General features: G+C 55.3%; 16 protein-coding genes, 6 tRNA genes and 3 rRNA genes. 21 read left to right on the top strand and 4 right to left on the bottom strand.

All coding sequences use genetic code 11. The features are described 5' to 3' along the window. Complete coding sequence (gene tatC, locus EH164_RS21295) at positions 1–765, top strand: Sec-independent protein translocase subunit TatC (RefSeq protein ID WP_094419083.1); 765 nt, start codon at positions 1–3, stop codon at positions 763–765. A gap of 30 nt (positions 766–795) precedes the next feature. Then, positions 796–1,590 carry a 3'-5' ssDNA/RNA exonuclease TatD gene (gene tatD / locus EH164_RS21290; RefSeq protein ID WP_124970799.1) on the top strand — a complete coding sequence of 265 codons (795 nt, stop codon included), beginning with the start codon at positions 796–798 and terminating at the stop codon, positions 1,588–1,590. 4 nt (positions 1,591–1,594) lie between these two features. On the opposite strand, the gene rfaH is transcribed toward tatD, so the two are convergent. After that, a complete protein-coding gene (rfaH, locus tag EH164_RS21285; RefSeq protein ID WP_023479606.1) occupies positions 1,595–2,083 on the bottom strand; it encodes a transcription/translation regulatory transformer protein RfaH in 489 nt (162 codons plus the stop codon). Between the two features lie 178 nt (positions 2,084–2,261). On the opposite strand from rfaH, the gene ubiD reads away from it, so the two are divergent. Both ubiD and fre read left to right on the top strand, forming a co-directional pair. Beyond that, complete coding sequence (ubiD, locus tag EH164_RS21280; RefSeq protein ID WP_023479541.1) at positions 2,262–3,740, top strand: 4-hydroxy-3-polyprenylbenzoate decarboxylase; 1,479 nt, start codon at positions 2,262–2,264, stop codon at positions 3,738–3,740. 18 nt (positions 3,741–3,758) lie between these two features. Continuing rightward, a complete protein-coding gene (fre, locus tag EH164_RS21275; RefSeq protein ID WP_124970796.1) occupies positions 3,759–4,460 on the top strand; it encodes an NAD(P)H-flavin reductase in 702 nt (233 codons plus the stop codon). 1,142 nt (positions 4,461–5,602) lie between these two features. Here the strand turns inward: fre and fadA are convergent. Further along, complete coding sequence (gene fadA, locus EH164_RS21255) at positions 5,603–6,766, bottom strand: acetyl-CoA C-acyltransferase FadA (protein ID WP_124970785.1); 1,164 nt, start codon at positions 6,764–6,766, stop codon at positions 5,603–5,605. A 9-nt stretch (positions 6,767–6,775) separates the two neighbouring features. Next, positions 6,776–8,965, bottom strand: coding sequence for a fatty acid oxidation complex subunit alpha FadB (fadB, locus tag EH164_RS21250; protein ID WP_124970782.1), 2,190 nt, complete (start codon positions 8,963–8,965; stop codon positions 6,776–6,778). A 189-nt stretch (positions 8,966–9,154) separates the two neighbouring features. Between fadB and pepQ the strand changes: the two genes are divergently transcribed. From pepQ to birA, 11 genes are all read left to right on the top strand, one after another. Continuing rightward, positions 9,155–10,486, top strand: a complete 1,332-nt coding sequence (gene pepQ, locus EH164_RS21240) for a Xaa-Pro dipeptidase (protein ID WP_124970779.1) — start codon at positions 9,155–9,157, stop codon at positions 10,484–10,486. Then, positions 10,486–11,100: an IMPACT family protein gene (locus EH164_RS21235; RefSeq protein WP_124970775.1), complete on the top strand. Its 615-nt coding sequence runs from the start codon at positions 10,486–10,488 to the stop codon at positions 11,098–11,100. The genes pepQ and EH164_RS21235 overlap by 1 nt, the downstream gene beginning before the upstream one ends. 40 nt (positions 11,101–11,140) lie before the next feature. Beyond that, positions 11,141–12,592, top strand: coding sequence for a Trk system potassium transporter TrkH (gene trkH / locus EH164_RS21230; protein ID WP_023479564.1), 1,452 nt, complete (start codon positions 11,141–11,143; stop codon positions 12,590–12,592). 11 nt (positions 12,593–12,603) lie between these two features. Continuing rightward, entirely contained in the window at positions 12,604–13,146 is a 543-nt protein-coding gene (gene hemG / locus EH164_RS21225; RefSeq protein WP_124970772.1) for a menaquinone-dependent protoporphyrinogen IX dehydrogenase, read from the top strand. A 356-nt stretch (positions 13,147–13,502) separates the two neighbouring features. Beyond that, positions 13,503–15,044: ribosomal RNA gene (locus EH164_RS21220) — 16S ribosomal RNA — on the top strand. A gap of 73 nt (positions 15,045–15,117) precedes the next feature. Continuing rightward, a tRNA-Ile gene (locus EH164_RS21215) sits at positions 15,118–15,194 on the top strand. A 107-nt stretch (positions 15,195–15,301) separates the two neighbouring features. Beyond that, positions 15,302–15,377: transfer RNA gene (locus tag EH164_RS21210), tRNA-Ala, on the top strand. 178 nt (positions 15,378–15,555) lie between these two features. Next, positions 15,556–18,462, top strand: a 23S ribosomal RNA gene (locus EH164_RS21205). Positions 18,463–18,657: 195 nt separating this feature from the next. Beyond that, positions 18,658–18,773: ribosomal RNA gene (rrf, locus tag EH164_RS21200) — 5S ribosomal RNA — on the top strand. The 16S, 23S and 5S rRNA genes sit together here with 2 tRNA genes alongside, the layout of an rRNA operon. A gap of 127 nt (positions 18,774–18,900) precedes the next feature. Next, positions 18,901–19,929 (top strand): UDP-N-acetylmuramate dehydrogenase, encoded by a 1,029-nt coding sequence (gene murB / locus EH164_RS21195; RefSeq protein WP_124970769.1) that lies wholly within the window; start codon positions 18,901–18,903, stop codon positions 19,927–19,929. Beyond that, positions 19,926–20,888: a bifunctional biotin--[acetyl-CoA-carboxylase] ligase/biotin operon repressor BirA gene (gene birA / locus EH164_RS21190; protein ID WP_124970767.1), complete on the top strand. Its 963-nt coding sequence runs from the start codon at positions 19,926–19,928 to the stop codon at positions 20,886–20,888. The genes murB and birA overlap by 4 nt, the downstream gene beginning before the upstream one ends. A gap of 31 nt (positions 20,889–20,919) precedes the next feature. Here the strand turns inward: birA and coaA are convergent, their stop codons facing one another. Further along, complete coding sequence (gene coaA, locus EH164_RS21185) at positions 20,920–21,870, bottom strand: type I pantothenate kinase (RefSeq protein WP_034812588.1); 951 nt, start codon at positions 21,868–21,870, stop codon at positions 20,920–20,922. A gap of 411 nt (positions 21,871–22,281) precedes the next feature. On the opposite strand from coaA, the gene EH164_RS21180 reads away from it, so the two are divergent. The 6 genes from EH164_RS21180 (at position 22,282) to secE (ending at position 24,628) form a co-directional block, all read left to right on the top strand. Beyond that, positions 22,282–22,357, top strand: a tRNA-Thr gene (locus EH164_RS21180). A gap of 8 nt (positions 22,358–22,365) precedes the next feature. Further along, a tRNA-Tyr gene (locus EH164_RS21175) sits at positions 22,366–22,450 on the top strand. 111 nt (positions 22,451–22,561) lie between these two features. After that, positions 22,562–22,636, top strand: a tRNA-Gly gene (locus EH164_RS21170). Between the two features lie 5 nt (positions 22,637–22,641). Then, positions 22,642–22,717, top strand: a tRNA-Thr gene (locus tag EH164_RS21165). A 114-nt stretch (positions 22,718–22,831) separates the two neighbouring features. After that, the gene (gene tuf / locus EH164_RS21160) at positions 22,832–24,016 is read left to right on the top strand and encodes an elongation factor Tu (protein WP_076768836.1); all 1,185 of its coding nucleotides are present in this window, start codon (positions 22,832–22,834) and stop codon (positions 24,014–24,016) included. Between the two features lie 228 nt (positions 24,017–24,244). Then, positions 24,245–24,628, top strand: coding sequence for a preprotein translocase subunit SecE (gene secE, locus EH164_RS21150; protein ID WP_003033128.1), 384 nt, complete (start codon positions 24,245–24,247; stop codon positions 24,626–24,628).

The raw sequence follows: 24,628 nt of genomic DNA, 5'->3' as shown, positions 1-24,628 counted from the left end.
ATGGCCGTAGACGATACCCAACCGCTGATCGCGCACCTGATTGAGCTGCGTAAACGTCTGTTGAACTGCATCATCGCGGTGATGGTGATTTTCCTCGCGCTGGTCTACTTCGCGAATGATATCTACCAGCTGGTCTCCGCGCCGCTGATCAAACAGATGCCGCTGGGCGCGACGATGATCGCCACCGATGTCGCCTCGCCCTTCTTCACGCCGATCAAGCTCACCTTTATGGTGTCGCTGATCCTCTCCGCGCCGGTTGTGCTCTACCAGGTGTGGGCCTTTGTTGCACCCGCACTCTACAAGCATGAGCGCCGCCTGGTGGTGCCGCTGCTGGTCTCCAGCTCGCTGCTGTTCTATATCGGTATGGCATTCGCCTACTTCGTGGTCTTCCCGCTGGCGTTTGGCTTTTTGACCCATACCGCGCCGGAAGGGGTACAGGTCTCGACCGATATCGCCAGCTACCTCAGTTTCGTGATGGCGCTGTTTATGGCCTTCGGCGTCTCGTTTGAAGTGCCGGTTGCCATCGTCCTGCTCTGCTGGATGGGCGTCACCACGCCGGACGATCTGCGGCAGAAGCGCCCCTATGTGCTGGTTGGCGCGTTTGTTGTCGGCATGCTGCTGACGCCGCCGGATGTCTTTTCGCAAACGCTGCTGGCAATCCCGATGTACTGCCTGTTTGAAGTCGGCGTCTTTTTCGCCCGCTTCTACGTCGGGAAGCGTCGCGTGCCGGACGATGAGAGCGAAACGGAAACCACCGAAGAGTAATAATCAGCCGCCCGCCAGGGCGGTTGTTGTATGGGAAACAGCATGTTTGATATTGGCGTAAATTTAACCAGCTCGCAGTTTGACCGTGATCGGGACGATATTGTCTCCCGTGCGCAGGCGGCGGGCGTGACCGGGATGTTAATTACTGGCACGAACCTGCATGAGAGCCAGCAGGCGCAGCAGCTTACGCAGCGCTATGCGCGCTGCTGGTCGACCGCTGGCGTACATCCCCATGACAGCAGTAGCTGGACGGATGAGACCGCGCGGGCGATTCGTGCTCTGGCTGCAATGCCGGGTGTGGTGGCGATCGGCGAGTGCGGGCTCGATTTTAACCGTAACTTCTCAACGCCGCAGGAGCAGGAGCGGGCGTTCAGCGCCCAGCTGGCATTAGCCGCCGAGCTTAATCTGCCGGTGTTTCTGCACTGTCGCGATGCCCATCAGCGTTTTCTCACCCTGCTGGATCCCTGGCTCGATAAGCTCCCCGGTGCGGTACTGCACTGTTTTACCGGTTCAGCGCACGAGGCGCAGGAGTGCATTGCCCGCGGTCTCTGGCTTGGAATTACCGGTTGGGTATGCGATGAGCGGCGCGGACTGGAACTGCGCGAAGTGGTGCCAATGATTCCTGCCGATCGGCTGATGATTGAGACCGATGCGCCCTGGCTGCTGCCGCGCGATCTTAAACCGAAGCCCGCTTCTCGCCGTAACGAGCCTGCTCTGCTTGCGCATATTCTGACGACGGTTGCCGAACTGCGCGGCGAAACGCCGCAGGCGCTAAGTACTGCGACGGATGAGAATGTGAAGCGGCTATTTGGGATAGCGTTTTAAGCGGTCAGGCTTTGCGGAAATCGGTGTTTTTGACACTCTGCAAAACTTGCTTATTGAGAAGATGCAGAAGCAGCATGGAGCGTGCTTCGCCATCCGGCTCTTTGAAGATCGCCTGCAACCCTTCGAGCGCACCTTCCGTAATTACAACGCTGTCGCCAGGGTAGGGGGTTTCCGGGTCGGTGATCCCTTCCGGCTGATACGCTTCAAGCTGCTGGATCACCGCCTGCGGAACGCTTGCCGGATGCATACCAAAACGCACAAAGTGGCTGACGCCGCGCGTCGCGTTGATGGTCGTGGTGTGTATGACCTCTGGATCGAATTCCACAAACAGGTAGTTTGGAAAGAGAGGCTCTTTCACCGTTGTCCGCTTGCCACGGACAATCTTTTCCAGCGCAATCATCGGCGTCAGACAGGAGACTGACTGGCGTTCCAGGTGTTCCTGGGCGCGCTGAAGTTGGCCTCGTTTGCAGTAGAGTAGATACCAGGATTGCATAATGACTCTTTTCCGTAAGTTCGGCCGCAAGAATATCAAAACCACCGCATGATGGCTAAGGTGATTATAACGCTGACTGAGCAATGCCGTTGTATTTCACGCCTATTTAACAAAAATACAGCAACCTTAGGACGAACACCGTATAATAAAGCGCTTATCTGGAGGCAATCATAACCCCATGAAATACACCGATCTTCGCGACTTTCTGACACTACTTGAGCAACAGGGCGAGCTGAAACGCATCGCGCTTCCGGTTGATCCCTATCTGGAAATGACGGAAATAGCCGATCGCACGCTGCGTGCGGGCGGTCCGGCATTGTTGTTTGAAAACCCGAAAGGCTACGCGATGCCGGTGTTGTGCAACCTCTTCGGCACGCCGCGTCGTGTCGCACTGGGCATGGGGCAGGATGATGTCAGCGCGCTGCGCGACGTTGGCAAACTGCTGGCGTTTCTGAAAGAGCCGGAGCCGCCGAAAGGGTTCCGCGATCTCTTCGATAAGCTGCCGCAGTTCAAGCAAGTGCTGAACATGCCGACCAAACGTCTACGCGGTGCGCCATGTCAGCAAAAGGTGGTGCAGGGAGATGCGGTCGATCTGCACACCATCCCGATTATGCAGTGCTGGCCGGAAGATGCCGCGCCGCTGATCACCTGGGGTCTTACCGTCACTCGCGGGCCGCACAAAGAGCGCCAGAACCTGGGGATCTACCGCCAGCAGTTGATCGGCAAAAATAAGCTGATTATGCGCTGGCTCTCGCACCGCGGCGGCGCTCTCGATTTTCAGGAGTGGCAAAATGCCCGCCCGGGCGAGCGTTTCCCGGTCGCCGTGGCGCTGGGTGCCGATCCGGCCACCATTCTTGGCGCAGTGACGCCGGTGCCGGATACCCTCTCTGAATATGCCTTTGCCGGGCTGCTGCGCGGCAATAAAACCGAAGTCGTTAAGTGCATATCAAACGATCTGGAAGTGCCCGCCAGCGCCGAGATCGTGCTGGAAGGCTATATTGAAGCGGGTGAGATGGCGCCGGAAGGGCCGTATGGCGATCACACCGGCTACTATAATGAAATCGATAATTTCCCGGTGTTTACGGTTACGCATATCACGCAGCGTGAAGATGCCATCTATCACTCCACCTACACCGGACGGCCGCCGGATGAGCCCGCGGTGCTGGGCGTGGCGTTGAATGAAGTGTTTGTGCCGATCCTGCAAAAGCAGTTCCCGGAGATTGTTGATTTCTATCTGCCGCCGGAAGGGTGTTCCTATCGCCTGGCGGTAGTCACCATCAAGAAGCAGTATGCCGGGCACGCCAAGCGCGTGATGATGGGCGTCTGGTCTTTCCTGCGCCAGTTTATGTACACCAAATTTGTGATCGTGTGCGATGACGATGTTAACGCCCGCGACTGGAACGATGTGATCTGGGCGATCACCACCCGCATGGACCCTGCGCGGGATACGGTGCTGGTGGAGAATACGCCGATCGATTATCTGGATTTTGCCTCGCCGGTTTCCGGGCTTGGTTCAAAAATGGGACTGGATGCCACCAATAAATGGCCCGGCGAAACCGACCGTGAGTGGGGTCGCCCGATCAAGAAAGATCCCGAGGTGACGGCGCGAATCGACGCCATCTGGGATGAACTGGCCATAATGAACGCCGAAAAATAGACCCGACAGAGAGAGCGCATGACAACCTTAAGCTGTAAAGTGACCTCGGTAGATGCCATCACTGATACCGTGTATCGCGTCCGTTTAGTGCCGGAAGCGGCATTTTCATTTCGTGCAGGCCAGTACTTGATGGTGGTGATGGATGAGCGCGACAAGCGCCCCTTCTCCATGGCGTCGACCCCCGATCAGCACGACTATATCGAACTGCATATCGGTGCTTCCGAGTTAAACCTTTACGCAATGGCGGTAATGGATCGCATCCTGAAAGAGCGCGAAATCGTTATCGACATTCCCCACGGCGATGCCTGGCTGCGCGACGATGAAGAGCGCCCGATGGTGCTGATTGCCGGTGGGACAGGTTTCTCCTATGTGCGCTCTATTCTGCTCACCTCGCTGGCGAAAACGCCGGACCGTGATATCACCATTTACTGGGGCGGGCGTGAAGCGAAGCATCTTTACGATCTTTCCGAACTGGAAGCGCTGTCGGTTACACACCCGAATCTGAGTGTAGTGCCAGTAGTAGAGCAGCCTGATGAAGAGTGGCGCGGCCGTTCAGGCACCGTACTCGCCGCCGTGCTGCAGGATTTCGGCTCCCTCTCCGGGCACGATATCTACATCGCTGGCCGCTTCGAGATGGCAAAAATCGCCCGCGATCTCTTCTGTAACGAGCGCGGCGCGCGTGAGGATCGGTTGTTCGGCGACGCGTTCGCGTTCATCTGATTTTATCTTCGCCCTTGCCGCCATAGCGGCGTTGGCTGCCTTCGTTCTCCCCGGTCACATAGTTATCTATGCTCCCGGGGACTCTCTCAGTTGCCGCCTTGCTCTGACGCCAATGGCTCGATAAAACCGCATTGTTTGCCCTTGCCGCCATAGCGGCGTTGGGCGCCTTCGTTCACCCCGGTCACATAGTTATCAATGCTCCCGGGGACTCTCTCAGTTGCCGCCTTGCGTATAACGCCATAAAAAAACCGCCCCTGACAGGCGGTAAAAACGGCAACTAAATTTTCTCTCTTTCAGCATACATGCCGGATGGCGGCGCAAGCGCCTTATCCGGCCTACGGAGTGTGCTTTTGTAGGCCGGGCAAGCGCAGCGCCCCCGGCGTTCCATGCCGGATGGCGGCGCAAGTGTCTTATCCGGCCTACGGAGTGTGCTTTTGTAGGCCGGGCAAGCGCAGCGCCCCCGGCGATCCATGCCGGATGGCGGCGCAAGCGCCTTATCCGGCCTACGAGTGTGTGCTTGTAGGCCGGGCAAGCGCAGCGCCCCCGGCGATCCATGCCGGATGGCGGCGCAAGCGCCTTATCCGGCCTACGGGAGTGTGCTTGTAGGCCGGGCAAGCGAAGCACCCCCGGCGATCCGTGCCGGATGGCGGCGCAAGCGCCTTATCCGGCCTACGTGAGTGTATTTGTAGGCCGGGCAAGCGCAGCGCCCCCGGCGTTCCGTGCCAGATGGCGGCGCAAGCGCCTTATCCGGCCTACGGGTGCGTGCTTTGTAGGCCGGGCAAGCGCAGCGCCCCCGGCGTTCCGTGCCGGATGGCGGCGCAAGCGCCTTATCCGGCCTACGGGAGTGTGCTTGTAGGCCGGGCAAGCGCAGCGTCCCCGGCGTTCCATGCCGGATGGCGGCGCAAGCGCCTTATCCGGCCTACGGGAGTGTGCTTGTAGGCCGGGCAAGCGCAGCGGCCCCGGCGATCCATGCCGGATGGCGGCGCAAGCACCTTATCCGGCCTATGGGAGTGTGCATTGTAGGCCGGGCAAGCGCAGCGCCCCCGGCGTTCCGTGCCGGATGGCGGCACAAGTGCCTTATCCGGCCTACGGAGTGTGCTTGTAGGCCGGGCAAGCGCAGCGCCCCCGGCATAGGTGATGCGTTATACGCGCTCAAACACCGTGGCGATCCCCTGACCCAAACCGATACACATCGTTGCCAGACCAAGATGGGCATCTTTGCGCTCCATCAGGTTGAGCAGCGTGGTACTGATACGGGTACCAGAGCAGCCCAGCGGGTGACCGAGGGCGATCGCGCCGCCGTTGAGGTTGATCTTCTCGTCGATCTGCTCCATCAACCCCAGATCCTTAATGCACGGCAGGATCTGCGCGGCAAACGCTTCGTTCATCTCAAACAGATCGATATCGCTGGCGGTCAGCCCGGCTTTTTTCAGCGCCAGCTGCGACGCCGGTACCGGGCCGTAACCCATAATCGATGGATCGCAGCCGACCACCGCCATTGAGCGGATCCGCGCGCGTGGCGTTAAGCCGAGCTCGCGAGCGCGGCTTTCGCTCATCACCAGCATCGCCGATGCGCCATCGGACAGCGCCGATGATGTACCGGCGGTAACGGTACCGCTCACCGGATCAAACGCCGGGCGCAGGGTAGAGAGCGCTTCAACGGTGGTTTCCGGGCGGATCACTTCATCGTAGTTAAACTGCTTGAGCACCCCGTCAGCGTCATGCCCGCCGGTGGGAATGATCTCGTTTTTGAACGCGCCGGACTGCGTGGCGGCCCAGGCACGAGCATGAGAGCGGGCGGCGAAAGCATCCTGCATCTCACGGCTGATACCGTGCATGCGCGACAGCATTTCCGCGGTCAGCCCCATCATTCCCGCCGCTTTAGCAACGTTACGGCTCATACCCGGGTGGAAATCGACGCCGTGGTTCATCGGCACGTGACCCATATGTTCCACGCCACCCACCAGGCAGACCTGCGCATCGCCGGTCATGATCATGCGCGCGGCATCATGCAGTGCTTGCATCGACGACCCGCACAGGCGGTTAACCGTCACTGCCGGAACTGAGTGGGGGATCTCCGCCAGCAGCGCGGCGTTACGGGCAATGTTGAAGCCCTGTTCGAGGGTCTGCTGGACACAGCCCCAATAAATATCGTCAATCGCACTCGCCTCCAGCCCCGGGTTGCGCGCCAGCAGGCTACGCATCAGGTGCGCAGAGAGATCTTCCGCGCGGACGTGGCGAAAAGCGCCGCCTTTTGAACGGCCCATCGGGGTACGTACTGCATCGACAATGACAACCTGTTCCATTGTGACTCCTTAAGCCGTTTTCAAAGCGCCAACCGGGCGCGCAGGTTCAACCGCGGGATAGTAAGGCTCGTTGTGGAGTGCCTTTTCACGTAACCCGGCCGGGACGTCATACAGCGGCCCAAGGTGCTGATACGCTTGTGCCATATCGAGGTATTTCGCGCTGCCAAGCGTATCGAGCCAGCGGAAAGCGCCGCCGTGGAACGGAGGGAAGCCGAGGCCATACACCAGCGCCATATCCGCTTCGGCCGGGCTTGCGATAATGCCTTCCTCAAGGCAACGCACCACTTCATTGACCATCGGGATCATCATGCGGGCGATGATCTCCTGATCGGAGAACTCATGGCTGCCCTGGCGCACATCGCTCAGCAGGCTTTCAACGGCGCTATCTTCCTCTTTCTTCGGTTTGCCTTTGCTGTCCTCTTTATAGCGCCAGAAACCGAGGCCATTCTTCTGCCCAAAGCGGTTCGCCTCAAACAGCGCGTCGATGGCGTCGCGATAATTCTTCTGCATACGCTGCGGGAAACCGGCGGCCATTACCGCCTGCGCATGATGCGCGGTATCAATGCCGACAACGTCGAGCAGGTAGGCCGGGCCCATCGGCCAGCCGAACTGTTTCTCCATCACTTTGTCGATTTTGCGGAAGTCCGCGCCATCGCGCAGCAGCTGGCTGAAACCGGCAAAGTAGGGGAACAGCACGCGGTTGACGAAGAAGCCGGGGCAGTCGTTGACCACAATCGGCGTTTTGCCCATCTTGCTCGCCCAGGCCACCACTTTGGCGATGGTTTGATCGGAGGTTTTCTCGCCGCGGATCACTTCAACCAGCGGCATGCGGTGCACCGGGTTAAAGAAGTGCATGCCGCAGAAGTTCTCCGGGCGTTTCAGCACGCTTGCCAGCTCGCTGATAGGAATGGTGGAGGTGTTTGAAGCCAGCACGGTATCCGGGCGAACTTTCTCTTCAGTTTCCGCCAGCACCGCTTTTTTCACTTTCGGGTTTTCCACCACCGCTTCGACAACCACATCCACGCGTTCGAACCCGGCGTACTCCAGCGTCGGCTGGATGGTGGCGATCACCTTCGCCAGCTTGAGTCCGTCGATTTTGCCGCGCTCAAGCTGTTTATTCAGCAGCTTGCCTGCTTCATTAATGCCGAGGCTGAGCGACTTCTCATTAATATCCTTCATTAATACCGGCACGCCTTTCCAGGCTGACTGGTAGGCAATGCCGCCGCCCATAATGCCCGCGCCCAGCACGGCCGCCTGTTTTGGCGTTTCGACATCGGCGGTAAGCTTCTTCGCTTTGCCTTTGACGAATTGATCGTTAAGGAAGATACCGACCAGCGCGCGCGCTTCTTTACTGTGCGCCAGCGGGACGAAACTCTGGTTTTCCAGCTTTAACGCCTCGTCACGCCCCAGCTTCGCCGCCGCTTCAATGGTCTTCACCGCGGTGATCGGCGCAGGGTAGTGTTTACCGGCGGTCTGCATCACCATGCCTTTGGCGATGGTAAAACTCATCGACGCTTCGATTTTGCTGAGCTTTAACGGTTCAAGCTTCGGCTGACGCTTCGCTTTCCAGTCGAGATCGCCATTAATCGCCTGGCGCAGAATGGCGACAGCGCCTTCAAGGATCTTCTCTGGTTTGACGATGCCATCGACAAGGCCAATTTTAAGCGCCTGTTCAGCATCAACATCTTTCCCGGCGGCGATAATCTCCAGCGCGCTATCGGCACCCAGCAGGCGCGGCAGACGCACCGAGCCGCCAAAGCCCGGCATAATACCGAGTTTGGTTTCCGGCAGGCCGATGCGCAGATCCGGCGTCGCCAGGCGGTAGTCGGTTGCCAGCACACATTCGCAGCCGCCGCCGAGGGCGTAACCGTTGACCGCAGAGAGGGTCGGCACCGGCAGATCTTCCAGGCGGTTAAAGACGCTGTTGGCGAAATGCAGCCACTGGCTCAGCTGCTCCTGAGGAACCTGAAAGAGGGAGAGGAATTCGGTAATGTCGGCACCGACGATAAAGGCCGCTTTCTCCGAGCGCAGCAGCAGCCCTTTTAAATCTGTTTGCTTCTCCAGCACGTCCAGCGCTTCGCCGAGGCTGGCGACGGTGGCGGTATCGAGCTTATTCACTGAGCCGGGCGCATCGAACACCAGTTCGGCAATGCCATCTTCCAGCCAGTTGAGGTACAGGTTATTGCCTTTGTAGAGCATGTCAGTCTCCAGAATTCAGCAGTGATCTGGTCATACCAGATGAAGCGGAGTGTGGTTTTTATGTTAATAAATTGCAAATGAGTCATTAAAAAAATGCAGCGTCGATCACGCTCGGCGGAAATCACTCACATAAAAGGAGGTGTGCTAAGATGCGACAACTTGTGGTCTTGATTAACAAAAGGAAAGACGATGGATTCGCTGGCAGCGCTGTATAAAAATCATATTGTTACCCTACAAGAACGCGCGCGTGACGTGCTGGCACGCAGCAATCTTGACGCGTTACTGATTCACTCTGGTGAGCTGTTTAACGTCTTTCTTGATGACCATCCCTATCCCTTTAAAGTGAACCCGCAATTCAAAGCCTGGGTGCCGGTGACACAGGTACCGAACTGCTGGCTGCTGGTGGATGGCGTGAACAAGCCGAAGCTGTGGTTCTATCTGCCGGTCGATTACTGGCATAACGTTGAGCCGCTGCCGACCGCGTTCTGGACCGAAGAGATTGAGGTGATTGCCCTGCCGAAAGCTGATGATATCGGTGGCCAGCTGCCTGCCGCGCGCAGCAATATCGCCTATATTGGCCCGGTGCCTGAGCGCGCGCTGAAGCTCGATATCGCCGCCAGCAATATCAACCCGAAAGCGGTGATTGATTATCTGCACTACTATCGCGCCTATAAAACGGATTACGAGCTGGCCTGTATGCGCGAAGCGCAGAAGACCGCGGTGATCGGTCATCGCGCGGCGCATGAAGCGTTCCAGTCCGGGATGAGCGAGTTCGACATCAACCTCGCCTATCTGACCGCCACCGGGCATCGCGATACCGATGTGCCGTACGGCAATATCGTGGCGCTTAATGAACATGCCGCGGTGCTGCACTACACCAAACTCGATCACCGTGCGCCCGCCGAGATGCGCAGTTTCCTGCTGGACGCCGGTGCGGAATATAACGGTTATGCTGCCGATTTAACGCGCACCTGGGCGGCGAACAGCGACACCGACTTTGCGCAGCTTATAAAAGATGTGAATGAAGAGCAGCTCGCGCTGATCGCCACACTGAAAGCGGGCGTTAACTACGTTGACTACCATGTTCAGTTCCATCAGCGCATCGCGAAACTGCTGCGTCGCCACCAGATCATTACCGATATCAGCGAAGAGGCGATGGTTGAGCAGAACATTACCGGGCCGTTTATGCCGCATGGCCTGGGTCACCCGCTCGGTTTGCAGGTGCATGATGTCGGTGGCTTTATGCAGGATGATACCGGTACCCATCTGGCCGCACCGTCGAAATACCCTTACCTGCGCTGCACGCGCGTGATGCAGCCGCGCATGGTCGTCACCATTGAGCCGGGGATCTACTTTATTGAGTCGCTGCTGGCACCGTGGCGCGATGGCCCGCTCGGCAAGCACTTCAACTGGCAGAAAATTGAGGCGCTGAAGCCGTTTGGCGGCATCCGTATCGAAGATAACGTCGTCATTCATGAAAATGGTACCGAGAACATGACGCGGGATCTGAAGCTGGCGTAATGGAGAGCTGGCTTATTCCGGCGGCGCCGGTCACCTTTAGCGAGGAGATCAAAAAGAGCCGCTTTATTACTCTGCTGGCGCACACGGATGGCGTCGAGGCGGCAAAGGCGTTTGTCGAGTCCGTGCGCGCTGAACACCCGACTGCCCGCCACCACTGCGTGGCATGGGTTGCCGGTGCGCCGGATGACTCACAACAGTTAGGTTTTTCTGACGATGGCGAGCCGGCAGGGACGGCGGGCAAGCCGATCCTCGCGCAGCTGATGGGCAGCGGCGTCGGGGAAATTACCGCGGTAGTGGTGCGTTACTATGGCGGCGTGTTGTTGGGTACCGGCGGGCTGGTGAAGGCGTATGGCGGCGGTGTGCAGCAAGCGCTCACGCAGCTCACCACCACCCGCAAAATGCCGTTAACCGAATATACTTTGTGTTGCGATTATGCACAGCTTGCGGGAGTCGAAGGGCTGCTTGGGCAGTTCGACGGGAAAATTGTCTCCAGCGACTATCAGGCGGCGGTGCAGCTACGTGTCGCGCTTCCGCAGAGTCATCTGGACGCCTTTTCGGCAAAGCTGGCTGATTTTAGCCGTGGCGCATTGCAATTGTTAAAAACTGAAGAATAATCGCCACCTGATTTTCTGAACACCATAGGAAGCGGCAGAGATGCATTTTCGCGCCATAACCCGAATCGTTGGACTGCTGGTCATCCTCTTTTCCGGAACGATGATCTTACCTGGACTGGTAGCCCTTATTTACCGCGACGGCGCGGGGCGCGCGTTCACCCAGACCTTTCTCGCCGCGCTGGTGATTGGCTCCATCTTGTGGTGGCCGAACCGCCGTGAGAAAGGGGAACTGAAATCCCGCGAAGGGTTTCTGATCGTGGTGCTTTTCTGGACCGTGCTGGGCAGCGTCGGTGCGCTGCCCTTTATCTTCTCGGAAAGCCCGAATCTGACGGTGACCGACGCCTTTTTTGAATCCTTCTCTGGTTTGACAACCACGGGGGCCACCACGCTGGTGGGGCTTGATTCGCTGCCGCATGCGATTCTCTTTTATCGCCAGATGCTGCAATGGTTCGGCGGGATGGGGATCATTGTGCTGGCCGTCGCCATTCTGCCTATTCTTGGCGTCGGCGGTATGCAGCTCTATCGCGCCGAGATGCCGGGGCCGCTGAAAGACAATAAGATGCGCCCGCGTATTGCGGAAACGGCGAAGACGCTGTGGCTTATCTATGTGTTACTGACGGTGGCCTGTGCGCTGGCGCTGTGGTTTGCCGGTATGCCGGCGTTTGACGCTATCGGACACAGCTTCGCCACTATCGCTATCGGTGGCTTCTCGACGCACGATGCCAGTATCGGCTATTTCGACAGCCCGACGATTAACACCATTATTGCTATCTTCTTACTCATCTCCGGTTGTAACTACGGTTTGCACTTCTCGCTCTTGAGCGGGCGCAGCCTGAAGGTGTACTGGCGCGATCCTGAGTTTCGCATGTTTATCGGCGTGCAGCTGACGCTGGTGGTTATCTGTACCGTGGTGCTCTGGTTCCATGATGTCTACACCTCGGCGCTGACCACGGTGAACCAGGCTTTCTTCCAGGTGGTCTCTATGGCTACCACGGCTGGCTTTACCACCGACAGTATTGCTCGTTGGCCGCTGTTCCTGCCGGTGCTGTTGTTATGCTCGGCGTTTATCGGTGGGTGTGCCGGTTCAACGGGCGGCGGCCTAAAAGTGATCCGCATCTTACTGCTCTTCAAGCAGGGGAACCGAGAGCTTAAGCGTCTGGTGCACCCGAATGCGGTTTACAGTATTAAGCTCGGCCAGCGCGCGCTGCCGGAACGTATTCTTGAAGCGGTATGGGGATTCTTCTCCGCTTATGCGCTGGTCTTTATTGTCAGCATGCTGGCGATTATCGCCACCGGCGTGGATGATTTCTCCGCCTTCGCTTCAGTTGTGGCTACGCTCAATAACCTGGGGCCGGGGCTGGGCGTGGTGGCAGACAACTTCGCCAGTATGAACCCGGTGGCAAAATGGGTACTTATCGCCAATATGCTGTTTGGTCGTCTGGAGGTCTTCACCTTGCTGGTGCTGTTTACCCCCACTTTCTGGCGCGAATAAGGGAGCGTTACGTGAAAACATTGATTCTTTTTTCTACCCGGGATGGGCAAACGCGGGAGATTGCCTCTTACCTCGCCTCTGAACTGAAAGAGCTGGGCGTTTACGCCGATGTGGTGAACCTGAACCGCACGCCGGAGATTGACTGGGCGAAGTATGACCGCGTGGTGATTGGGGCCTCTATTCGCTACGGTCATTTCCACCCGGCGCTGGAGAGCTTTGTGAAAAAGCACCTGCAAACGCTGAATACTCTGCCGAGCGCGTTCTATTCCGTTAACCTGGTCGCGCGTAAACCAGAGAAGAGTTCGCCGCAGACCAATAGCTATACGCGCAAGTTTCTTCTCTCTTCTCCCTGGAAGCCCGATCACTGCGCCGTGTTTGCCGGCGCGCTCCGTTACCCGCGTTATCGCTGGTATGACCGTTTTATGATTCGGCTGATTATGAAGATGACGGGGGGAGAAACGAACACCAGTCAGGAGGTGGTCTATACCGACTGGCAGCAAGTGGCGCATTTCGCTCGCGAAATTGCTCAGTTAAAAAGCAAAACGCCCGTTTAATGGGCATTGCGACCGAAAAATAAGCGAACGAAAACTTTTTTGAAATTAGGGGTTGTCAGCGGAAATTAACTCCCTATAATGCGCCTCCACTGACACGGCACAACGGCAAACACACCGGCCTGTCAGGTGAAGAATTCTGAAAATAATCAGTTGACTTCACAGCGGGAAAGCGTAATATGCACACCCCGCGCCGCTGCGAAAAGCGAAGCGGCACTGCTCTTTAACAATTTATCAGACAATCTGTGTGGGCACTCAGGTGACATGGATTCTTAATGTCCTCGGACACTAAATGAATACCAAGTCTCACGGGTGAACACGTAATTCATTACGGTTTAATTCGATGAGCATCAAACTTTAAATTGAAGAGTTTGATCATGGCTCAGATTGAACGCTGGCGGCAGGCCTAACACATGCAAGTCGAACGGTAACAGGAAGCAGCTTGCTGCTTCGCTGACGAGTGGCGGACGGGTGAGTAATGTCTGGGAAACTGCCTGATGGAGGGGGATAACTACTGGAAACGGTAGCTAATACCGCATAACGTCGCAAGACCAAAGAGGGGGACCTTCGGGCCTCTTGCCATCAGATGTGCCCAGATGGGATTAGCTAGTAGGTGGGGTAACGGCTCACCTAGGCGACGATCCCTAGCTGGTCTGAGAGGATGACCAGCCACACTGGAACTGAGACACGGTCCAGACTCCTACGGGAGGCAGCAGTGGGGAATATTGCACAATGGGCGCAAGCCTGATGCAGCCATGCCGCGTGTATGAAGAAGGCCTTCGGGTTGTAAAGTACTTTCAGCGGGGAGGAAGGCGATGCGGTTAATAACCGCGTCGATTGACGTTACCCGCAGAAGAAGCACCGGCTAACTCCGTGCCAGCAGCCGCGGTAATACGGAGGGTGCAAGCGTTAATCGGAATTACTGGGCGTAAAGCGCACGCAGGCGGTCTGTCAAGTCGGATGTGAAATCCCCGGGCTCAACCTGGGAACTGCATCCGAAACTGGCAGGCTTGAGTCTCGTAGAGGGGGGTAGAATTCCAGGTGTAGCGGTGAAATGCGTAGAGATCTGGAGGAATACCGGTGGCGAAGGCGGCCCCCTGGACGAAGACTGACGCTCAGGTGCGAAAGCGTGGGGAGCAAACAGGATTAGATACCCTGGTAGTCCACGCCGTAAACGATGTCGACTTGGAGGTTGTGCCCTTGAGGCGTGGCTTCCGGAGCTAACGCGTTAAGTCGACCGCCTGGGGAGTACGGCCGCAAGGTTAAAACTCAAATGAATTGACGGGGGCCCGCACAAGCGGTGGAGCATGTGGTTTAATTCGATGCAACGCGAAGAACCTTACCTGGTCTTGACATCCACAGAACTTTCCAGAGATGGATTGGTGCCTTCGGGAACTGTGAGACAGGTGCTGCATGGCTGTCGTCAGCTCGTGTTGTGAAATGTTGGGTTAAGTCCCGCAACGAGCGCAACCCTTATCCTTTGTTGCCAGCGGTCCGGCCGGGAACTCAAAGGAGACTGCCAGTGATAAACTGGAGGAAGGTGGGGATGACGTCAAGTCATCATGGCCCTTACGACCAGGGCTACACACGTGCTACAATGGCGCATACAAAGAGAAGCAATCTCGCGAGAGCTAGCGGACCTCATAAAGTGCGTCGTAGTCCGGATTGGAGTCTGCAACTCGACTCCATGAAGTCGGAATCGCTAGTAATCGTGAATCAGAATGTCACGGTGAATACGTTCCCGGGCCTTGTACACACCGCCCGTCACACCATGGGAGTGGGTTGCAAAAGAAGTAGGTAGCTTAACCTTCGGGAGGGCGCTTACCACTTTGTGATTCATGACTGGGGTGAAGTCGTAACAAGGTAACCGTAGGGGAACCTGCGGTTGGATCACCTCCTTACCTTAAAGAACCTTTCCCTGCAGTGTCCACACAGATTGTCTGATGAAAAATAACGAGCAGTGAAAATCTCTGCAGGCTTGTAGCTCAGGTGGTTAGAGCGCACCCCTGATAAGGGTGAGGTCGGTGGTTCAAGTCCACTCAGGCCTACCAAATTCGCTCCCGTGCTTTGTTGTGCTGAAGCTCACATACATTACGTATGCTTCGCTCCATCACGCCGCGCCCGGAAACGAATTCAAGGTACAGAGTTTAACTACGATGGGGCTATAGCTCAGCTGGGAGAGCGCCTGCTTTGCACGCAGGAGGTCTGCGGTTCGATCCCGCATAGCTCCACCATCCTCACTGTTCGTCACAAGAAAACTTCAGAGTACACATGCTGTGTGTGCTGCGAAGTTTTGCTCTTTAAAAATCTGGATCAAGCTGAAAATTGAAACACAGAACAATGCGAATTGTTCCGTGAGTCTCTCAAATTTTCGCAATCAGAGATGTTTTACGAAACATCTTCGGGTTGTGAGGTTAAGCGACTAAGCGTACACGGTGGATGCCCTGGCAGTCAGAGGCGATGAAGGACGTGCTAATCTGCGAAAAGCGCCGGTAAGGTGATATGAACCGTTACAGCCGGCGATGTCCGAATGGGGAAACCCAGTGCAATCCGTTGCACTATCACAGCATGAATACATAGTGCTGTGAGGCGAACCGGGGGAACTGAAACATCTAAGTACCCCGAGGAAAAGAAATCAACCGAGATTCCCCCAGTAGCGGCGAGCGAACGGGGAACAGCCCAGAGCCTGAATCAGCCTGAGTGTTAGTGGAAGCGTCTGGAAAGTCGCGCGATACAGGGTGACAGCCCCGTACACAAAAGCACACAGGTTGTGAGCTCGATGAGTAGGGCGGGACACGTGGTATCCTGTCTGAATATGGGGGGACCATCCTCCAAGGCTAAATACTCCTGACTGACCGATAGTGAACCAGTACCGTGAGGGAAAGGCGAAAAGAACCCCGGCGAGGGGAGTGAAACAGAACCTGAAACCGTGTACGTACAAGCAGTGGGAGCCTCTTTTATGGGGTGACTGCGTACCTTTTGTATAATGGGTCAGCGACTTATATTCTGTAGCAAGGTTAACCGTATAGGGGAGCCGCAGGGAAACCGAGTCTTAACTGGGCGTTAAGTTGCAGGGTATAGACCCGAAACCCGGTGATCTAGCCATGGGCAGGTTGAAGGTTGGGTAACACTAACTGGAGGACCGAACCGACTAATGTTGAAAAATTAGCGGATGACCTGTGGCTGGGGGTGAAAGGCCAATCAAACCGGGAGATAGCTGGTTCTCCCCGAAAGCTATTTAGGTAGCGCCTCGTGAATTCATCTCCGGGGGTAGAGCACTGTTTCGGCTAGGGGGCCATCCCGGCTTACCAACCCGATGCAAACTACGAATACCGGAGAATGTTATCACGGGAGACACACGGCGGGTGCTAACGTCCGTCGTGAAGAGGGAAACAACCCAGACCGCCAGCTAAGGTCCCAAAGTCATGGTTAAGTGGGAAACGATGTGGGAAGGCCCAGACAGCCAGGATGTTGGCTTAGAAGCAGCCATCATTTAAAGAAAGCGTAATAGCTCACTGGTCGAGTCGGCCTGCGCGGAAGATGTAACGGGGCTAAACCATGCACCGAAGCTGCGGCAGCGACACTATGTGTTGTTGGGTAGGGGAGCGTTCTGTAAGCCGTTGAAGGTGTGCTGTGAGGCATGCTGGAGGTATCAGAAGTGCGAATGCTGACATAAGTAACGATAAAGCGGGTGAAAAGCCCGCTCGCCGGAAGACCAAGGGTTCCTGTCCAACGTTAATCGGGGCAGGGTGAGTCGACCCCTAAGGCGAGGCCGAAAGGCGTAGTCGATGGGAAACAGGTTAATATTCCTGTACTTGGTGTTACTGCGAAGGGGGGACGGAGAAGGCTATGTCGGCCGGGCGACGGTTGTCCCGGTTTAAGCGTGTAGGTGTGTGTTCCAGGTAAATCCGGTTCACTTTAACACTGAGGCGTGATGACGAGGCACTACGGTGCTGAAGTGACAAATGCCCTGCTTCCAGGAAAAGCCTCTAAGCATCAGGTAACACGAAATCGTACCCCAAACCGACACAGGTGGTCAGGTAGAGAATACCAAGGCGCTTGAGAGAACTCGGGTGAAGGAACTAGGCAAAATGGTGCCGTAACTTCGGGAGAAGGCACGCTGGTGCGTAGGTGAAGCGACTTGCTCGCGGAGCTGAAACCAGTCGAAGATACCAGCTGGCTGCAACTGTTTATTAAAAACACAGCACTGTGCAAACACGAAAGTGGACGTATACGGTGTGACGCCTGCCCGGTGCCGGAAGGTTAATTGATGGGGTCAACCGCAAGGTGAAGCTCTTGATCGAAGCCCCGGTAAACGGCGGCCGTAACTATAACGGTCCTAAGGTAGCGAAATTCCTTGTCGGGTAAGTTCCGACCTGCACGAATGGCGTAATGATGGCCAGGCTGTCTCCACCCGAGACTCAGTGAAATTGAACTCGCTGTGAAGATGCAGTGTACCCGCGGCAAGACGGAAAGACCCCGTGAACCTTTACTATAGCTTGACACTGAACATTGAGCCTTGATGTGTAGGATAGGTGGGAGGCTTTGAAGCGTGGACGCCAGTCTGCGTGGAGCCAACCTTGAAATACCACCCTTTAATGTTTGATGTTCTAACGTGGACCCGTAATCCGGGTTGCGGACAGTGTCTGGTGGGTAGTTTGACTGGGGCGGTCTCCTCCTAAAGCGTAACGGAGGAGCACGAAGGTCAGCTAATCCTGGTCGGACATCAGGAGGTTAGTGCAATGGCATAAGCTGGCTTGACTGCGAGCGTGACGGCGCGAGCAGGTGCGAAAGCAGGTCATAGTGATCCGGTGGTTCTGAATGGAAGGGCCATCGCTCAACGGATAAAAGGTACTCCGGGGATAACAGGCTGATACCGCCCAAGAGTTCATATCGACGGCGGTGTTTGGCACCTCGATGTCGGCTCATCACATCCTGGGGCTGAAGTAGGTCCCAAGGGTATGGCTGTTCGCCATTTAAAGTGGTACGCGAGCTGGGTTTAGAACGTCGTGAGACAGTTCGGTCCCTATCTGCCGTGGGCGCTGGAGAATTGAGGGGGGCTGCTCCTAGTACGAGAGGACCGGAGTGGACGCATCACTGGTGTTCGGGTTGTCATGCCAATGGCACTGCCCGGTAGCTAAATGCGGAAGAGATAAGTGCTGAAAGCATCTAAGCACGAAACTTGCCCCGAGATGAGTTCTCCCTGAGACTTTAAGTCTCCTGAAGGAACGTTGAAGACGACGACGTTGATAGGCCGGGTGTGTAAGCGCAGCGATGCGTTGAGCTAACCGGTACTAATGAACCGTGAGGCTTAACCTTACAACGCCGAAGATGTTTTGGCGGTGAGAGACAGATTTTCAGCTGATACCAGATTTGAAGGAACGAACGCTTTTGCACTGAGGCAAGGCGGCAAGTGACGGAAAGGAAGGAGCATACTGAAGTATGTGACTGACTTTACGAGCGCAGCCAACGCCGCATCAGGGTAAAAGAGACGTTCCGGGCACAAAGAATTTGCCTGGCGGCACTAGCGCGGTGGTCCCACCTGACCCCATGCCGAACTCAGAAGTGAAACGCCGTAGCGCCGATGGTAGTGTGGGGTCTCCCCATGCGAGAGTAGGGAACTGCCAGGCATCAAACAAAGCCGAAAGCCTCATGCGAAAGCATGAGGCTTTTTGCGTTGTATCTTCCTGAAACACCGCAAGCGCTCCCCCTTCGGATACGGTAAACTAGCCCTGTTTTTGCATCAGGATAGCGTGAATGAATCTCTCCCTTAAGCCGTGGAATACCTTTGGTATTGAGCATAATGCCCGTCGCATCGTATGCGCCGAGAATACCCAACAACTGCTGGAAGCCTGGCAGAGTGCAGTAGAGCATCAGCAACCGGTGCTAATTCTTGGAGAGGGCAGTAATGTGCTTTTCCTGGAGGATTTTGCCGGAACCGTCATCATCAATCGCATCAAAGGCATCACTATTAGCGAAGAGGCTGATGCATGGTTTCTGCACGTTGGTGCTGGTGAGAACTGGCATCAGCTTGTGCAATTCACGCTTGAACGCGGAATGCCCGGTCTCGAAAACCTGGCGCTAATCCCGGGTTGTACGGGATCCTCACCTATCCAGAATATCGGCGCGTATGGCGTTGAATTGCAACGTGTCTGCGATTACGTTGATTGCGTTGAACTAAGCAGTGGCAAGCAACAACGTTTAACCGCAAAAGAGTGCCGCTTTGGCTATCGTGACAGCATATTCAAGCATGAGTATCAGGATCGCGTTGCGATCACTGCCGTAGGATTGCGTCTGGCTAAAGCCTGGCAACCGGTACTGACCTATGGGGACCTCACCCGGCTTGATCCTGCGACAGTAACACCGCAGCAGGTTTTCGACGCCGTTTGTCATATGCGTACCAGCAAGCTGCCAGATCCCAAAATTTACGGTAATGCGGGCAGCTTCTTCAAAAATCCGGTGATCTCTGCCGAACAAGCCGTTGCTCTGCTGGCTGCTCATCCTCAAGCCCCGCACTATCCACAGGCCGATGGCTCGGTAAAACTGGCCGCCGGTTGGCTTATCGATCAATGTCAGTTGAAAGGGACATCGACAGGCGGAGCTGCCGTTCATCACTTACAGGCTCTGGTGCTCATTAATGCAGATCGGGCGACAAGTGATGATGTGGTTCAGCTTGCCCATTTAGTGCGCCAGCGCGTCGGCGAAAAATTCAACGTCTGGCTGGAGCCTGAGGTGCGCTTTATTGGCCATGCCGGAGAGGTGAATGCCGTGGAGGTTATTGCGTGAAAGATAATACTATCCCATTGACGCTCATCTCGATTCTGGCTGATGGCGAGTTTCACTCCGGTGAACAGCTTGGTGAAAGCCTGGGTATGAGCCGGGCTGGAATCAATAAACATATACAGACGCTTCGGGACTGGGGTGTGGATGTCTTCACCGTACCGGGGAAAGGCTATAGTCTTCCTGAACCTATTCAACTGCTGGATGAGACTTTCATTCGTCGCGAAGTTGAGCAAGGGAGCGTGGCGGTATTGCCTGTCATTGACTCCACTAACCAGTATTTGCTCGATCGTCTTGCCGGACTGCAGTCAGGCGATGCCTGTGTCGCCGAGTATCAGCAGGCAGGCCGTGGACGCCGCGGCCGGAAATGGATTTCGCCCTTTGGTGCCAATCTCTATATCTCCATGTACTGGCGTCTTGAACAAGGCCCCGCTGCCGCTATCGGCTTAAGCCTGGTTATTGGCATCGTCATGACTGAAGTATTACGCGACTTAGGTGCGGATCAGGTGCGTGTGAAATGGCCTAACGACCTCTATCTTCAGGATCGCAAACTGGCCGGCATCCTCGTCGAACTAACGGGAAAAACAGGCGATGCGGCGCAGATCGTAATCGGCGCCGGTGTCAATCTGGCCATGCGAAATGCGCAGGCAGGTGATATCAATCAGGGCTGGATTAACCTGCAGGAAGCGGGCGTGCGTATCGACCGCAACGTTCTTGCTGCACGGCTTATCACTGAGTTACGCAGCGCTCTGCACTGCTTTGAACAAGAGGGGCTCACGCCTTTTCTTGCCCGCTGGGAAGTGCTGGATAATTTTATTAACCGTCCGGTTAAATTGATTATTGGCGAGAAAGAGATCTTCGGTATCTCTCGCGGCATCGATTCGCAGGGGGCTTTGTTGCTTGAGCAGGATGGCGTAGTTAAACCCTGGGTTGGTGGGGAAATATCGCTACGCAGCGCGGAATAACTGAAAGGGAGCAGAGATGCTCCCTTTTTTATTACTTACGCAGACGTACTTCTTCAACAGCATGATTAGCGCTTTTAGTCATAATCAGGCTCGCGCGCTCGCGCGTTGGAAGGATATTCTCTTTAAGATTTAACCCGTTAATCTCTTTCCACAGCGATTGCGCAATCTCGACGGCTTCCTCTTTCGATAATTTCGCATAGTTATGGAAATAAGAATCTGGGTTGGTAAATGCCCCTTCACGGAATTTCAGGAAGCGATTGATATACCAGTTCTGCAGCAACTCTTCAGGCGCATCGACATATATTGAAAAATCGACAAAGTCAGAGACAAATACATGGTGCGGGTCATGAGGATAATCCATACCGCTTTGCAGGACATTCAACCCTTCAAGAATCAGAATATCGGGCTGAGCAACCGTTTTGTCACCATCCGGAATGACATCATAAATCAGGTGCGAATAAACCGGCGCGGTAACATTGGTCACCCCGGATTTGATATCTGACACGAATTTCACAAGGCGATGCATATCATAAGATTGCGGAAAGCCTTTCTTCTTCATCAGACCGCGATCTTTTAGCACCTGGTTTGGATGTAAAAAACCATCGGTAGTAATGAGTTCAACGCGGCGATGTTCGGGCCAGCGGCTCAATAAGGCTTGCAGTACGCGTGCCGTGGTGCTTTTACCTACTGCCACGCTTCCGGCAATGCTAATGATATAAGGAATGCGCTGCCCGTTAGTGCCGAGAAATTGTTCGAGCACAGCCTGGCGTCGCAAGTTAGAGCTGATATAGAAATTGAGTAAACGGGAAAGAGGGAGATAAATTTCCGCCACTTCTTCTAAAGAAAGGTCTTCATTAATGCCTTTTAATCTTGCGATTTCGCCTTCGGTCAGCGTCATGGGAACCGAAGCACGAAGGGCAGCCCACTGGCTGCGATTAAACTGTAGGTAGGGCGTCATTAACGTTTGCTCTTTTTTACTCATACGCTTTTATCGGCCTGCCATGGCTCTCTGCGGTGCGCCTGGCGGCGCGCAACGAGAGCATCTCTTTAGATAATGCTATGGCTCGGCGTTATTAAATAAGTGGGAACAATGGGCAGGAGGTTAACACCAGATGACAGTGAATTATATGAAAAATCACACTCTGGAGAGGGTTTCCCACCCATCGGTTACACCCATTAAGGAGAATGCGCAGCCAGACAATAAAATTAAAAGGGATGAAACGACCTTTTGGCGCACCAAATTCGCGAGCAGATATGATGGTTTTTTCCACGGTGTTGCATGAAATTACAGCATTTATTCGCGTTGTCGTGCAAAATGTGAGCGATAGAGCATTTTGTGCAATTTTTTTGTTGCATCCCTCCGCAGGTCTCCCTAGAATGCGCGCTACTTGATGCCGACTTAGCTCAGTAGGTAGAGCAACTGACTTGTAATCAGTAGGTCACCAGTTCGATTCCGGTAGTCGGCACCATCAAGTCCGGTGGGGTTCCCGAGCGGCCAAAGGGAGCAGACTGTAAATCTGCCGTCACAGACTTCGAAGGTTCGAATCCTTCCCCCACCACCATTTTCGGTTACGCTAAAACGTAACCTGAGTTGGTGTCAGTAGTGAATCAGCTCTCAGGGAGAGAATCTTCTCCCGGCAATACAGAAGCACTGGGTAGCCGAGTTTCAGGATGCGGGCATCGTATAATGGCTATTACCTCAGCCTTCCAAGCTGATGATGCGGGTTCGATTCCCGCTGCCCGCTCCAGACGTGCTGATATGGCTCAGTTGGTAGAGCGCACCCTTGGTAAGGGTGAGGTCCCCAGTTCGACTCTGGGTATCAGCACCACTTCACTTCTCCTTCCTGGTTTCTCTTCTGTTATTTAGCATTCAACGAGTCGGGCATGTTGCCTGGTTGATGTGGTGATATCACCGATTTATCCGTGTCTTAGAGGGACAATCGATGTCTAAAGAAAAGTTTGAACGTACAAAACCGCACGTTAACGTCGGTACTATCGGCCACGTTGACCATGGTAAAACAACGCTGACTGCTGCAATCACTACCGTACTGGCTAAGACCTACGGCGGTGCTGCTCGCGCATTCGACCAGATCGATAACGCGCCGGAAGAAAAAGCTCGTGGTATCACCATCAACACCTCTCACGTTGAATATGACACCCCGACTCGCCACTACGCGCACGTAGACTGCCCGGGCCACGCCGACTATGTTAAAAACATGATCACCGGTGCTGCGCAGATGGACGGCGCGATCCTGGTTGTTGCTGCGACTGACGGCCCGATGCCGCAGACCCGTGAGCACATCCTGCTGGGTCGTCAGGTAGGCGTTCCGTTCATCATCGTGTTCCTGAACAAATGTGACATGGTTGATGACGAAGAGCTGCTGGAACTGGTTGAGATGGAAGTGCGTGAGCTGCTGTCTCAGTACGACTTCCCGGGCGACGACACCCCGATCGTTCGCGGTTCCGCGCTGAAAGCGCTGGAAGGCGAAGCTGAGTGGGAAGAGAAAATCATCGAGCTGGCTGGCTACCTGGATTCCTACATCCCGGAACCAGAGCGCGCGATTGACAAGCCGTTCCTGCTGCCGATCGAAGACGTATTCTCCATCTCCGGTCGTGGTACCGTTGTTACCGGTCGTGTAGAGCGCGGTATCATCAAGGTTGGTGAAGAAGTTGAAATCGTTGGTATCAAAGACACCGCGAAATCTACCTGTACCGGCGTTGAAATGTTCCGCAAACTGCTGGACGAAGGCCGTGCTGGTGAGAACGTTGGTGTTCTGCTGCGTGGTATCAAACGTGAAGAAATCGAACGTGGTCAGGTACTGGCTAAGCCGGGTTCCATCAAGCCGCACACCAAATTCGAATCTGAAGTGTACATCCTGTCCAAGGACGAAGGCGGCCGTCATACTCCGTTCTTCAAAGGCTACCGTCCGCAGTTCTACTTCCGTACAACTGACGTGACTGGCACCATCGAACTGCCGGAAGGCGTTGAGATGGTAATGCCGGGCGACAACATCAAAATGGTTGTTACCCTGATTCACCCGATTGCGATGGACGATGGTCTGCGTTTCGCAATCCGTGAAGGCGGCCGTACCGTTGGCGCGGGCGTTGTAGCAAAAGTTCTCAGCTAATCGCTGATAACATTTGACGCAATGCGCAAGAAAAGGGCATCATTTGATGCCCTTTTTGTACGCTTTCGACCCAGAACCTGGCTCATCAGTGATTTTTTTGTCCATAATCATTGCTGAGACAGGCTCTGAAGAGGGCGTGAGTCCGAAACTCGCCAGAGCATTTCGGTTTGGTTGCCTCGCTTATGCGGGGCAAAAATGTTTGTCTGAATTCTTGTGACAGGTTGGTTTATGAGTGCGAATACCGAAGCTCAAGGGAGCGGGCGCGGCCTGGAAGCGATGAAGTGGGTTGTTGTTGCAGTACTGCTGCTCGTGGCTATCGTTGGCAACTATCTTTATCGTGACATGATGCTGCCGCTCCGCGCGCTGGCAGTTGTAATTCTGATTGCTGCAGCAGGTGGTGTCGCGCTGTTGACGACGAAGGGAAAAGCGACCGTTGCTTTTGCCCGTGAAGCGAGAACCGAAGTACGTAAAGTGATTTGGCCCACTCGTCAGGAAACATTGCACACCACGTTGATTGTGGCTGCGGTCACCGCAGTTATGTCACTGATCCTGTGGGGGCTGGATGGTATTCTGGTCCGCCTGGTTTCCTTTATCACTGGCCTGAGGTTCTGA

The sequence above is a fragment of the Kosakonia sp. CCTCC M2018092 genome (assembly GCF_003864115.1).
Taxonomy (GTDB): Bacteria; Pseudomonadota; Gammaproteobacteria; order Enterobacterales; family Enterobacteriaceae; genus Kosakonia; species Kosakonia cowanii.
Note: the sequence above shows the minus strand (reverse complement) of the source record. Positions and strands in the feature narration are given on the sequence as shown.

Coding starts and splice junctions, on each gene's coding strand:
- fadB (WP_124970782.1), bottom strand. CDS start 8,965: ATGCTCTACAAAGGCAATAACCTGTACCTCAACTGGCTGGAAGATGGC.
- secE (WP_003033128.1), top strand. CDS start 24,245: ATGAGTGCGAATACCGAAGCTCAAGGGAGCGGGCGCGGCCTGGAAGCG.
- fadA (WP_124970785.1), bottom strand. CDS start 6,766: ATGGAACAGGTTGTCATTGTCGATGCAGTACGTACCCCGATGGGCCGT.
- ubiD (WP_023479541.1), top strand. CDS start 2,262: ATGAAATACACCGATCTTCGCGACTTTCTGACACTACTTGAGCAACAG.
- trkH (WP_023479564.1), top strand. CDS start 11,141: ATGCATTTTCGCGCCATAACCCGAATCGTTGGACTGCTGGTCATCCTC.
- tatC (WP_094419083.1), top strand. CDS start 1: ATGGCCGTAGACGATACCCAACCGCTGATCGCGCACCTGATTGAGCTG.
- fre (WP_124970796.1), top strand. CDS start 3,759: ATGACAACCTTAAGCTGTAAAGTGACCTCGGTAGATGCCATCACTGAT.
- coaA (WP_034812588.1), bottom strand. CDS start 21,870: ATGAGTAAAAAAGAGCAAACGTTAATGACGCCCTACCTACAGTTTAAT.
- tatD (WP_124970799.1), top strand. CDS start 796: ATGGGAAACAGCATGTTTGATATTGGCGTAAATTTAACCAGCTCGCAG.
- rfaH (WP_023479606.1), bottom strand. CDS start 2,083: ATGCAATCCTGGTATCTACTCTACTGCAAACGAGGCCAACTTCAGCGC.
- tuf (WP_076768836.1), top strand. CDS start 22,832: ATGTCTAAAGAAAAGTTTGAACGTACAAAACCGCACGTTAACGTCGGT.
- murB (WP_124970769.1), top strand. CDS start 18,901: ATGAATCTCTCCCTTAAGCCGTGGAATACCTTTGGTATTGAGCATAAT.
- EH164_RS21235 (WP_124970775.1), top strand. CDS start 10,486: ATGGAGAGCTGGCTTATTCCGGCGGCGCCGGTCACCTTTAGCGAGGAG.
- pepQ (WP_124970779.1), top strand. CDS start 9,155: ATGGATTCGCTGGCAGCGCTGTATAAAAATCATATTGTTACCCTACAA.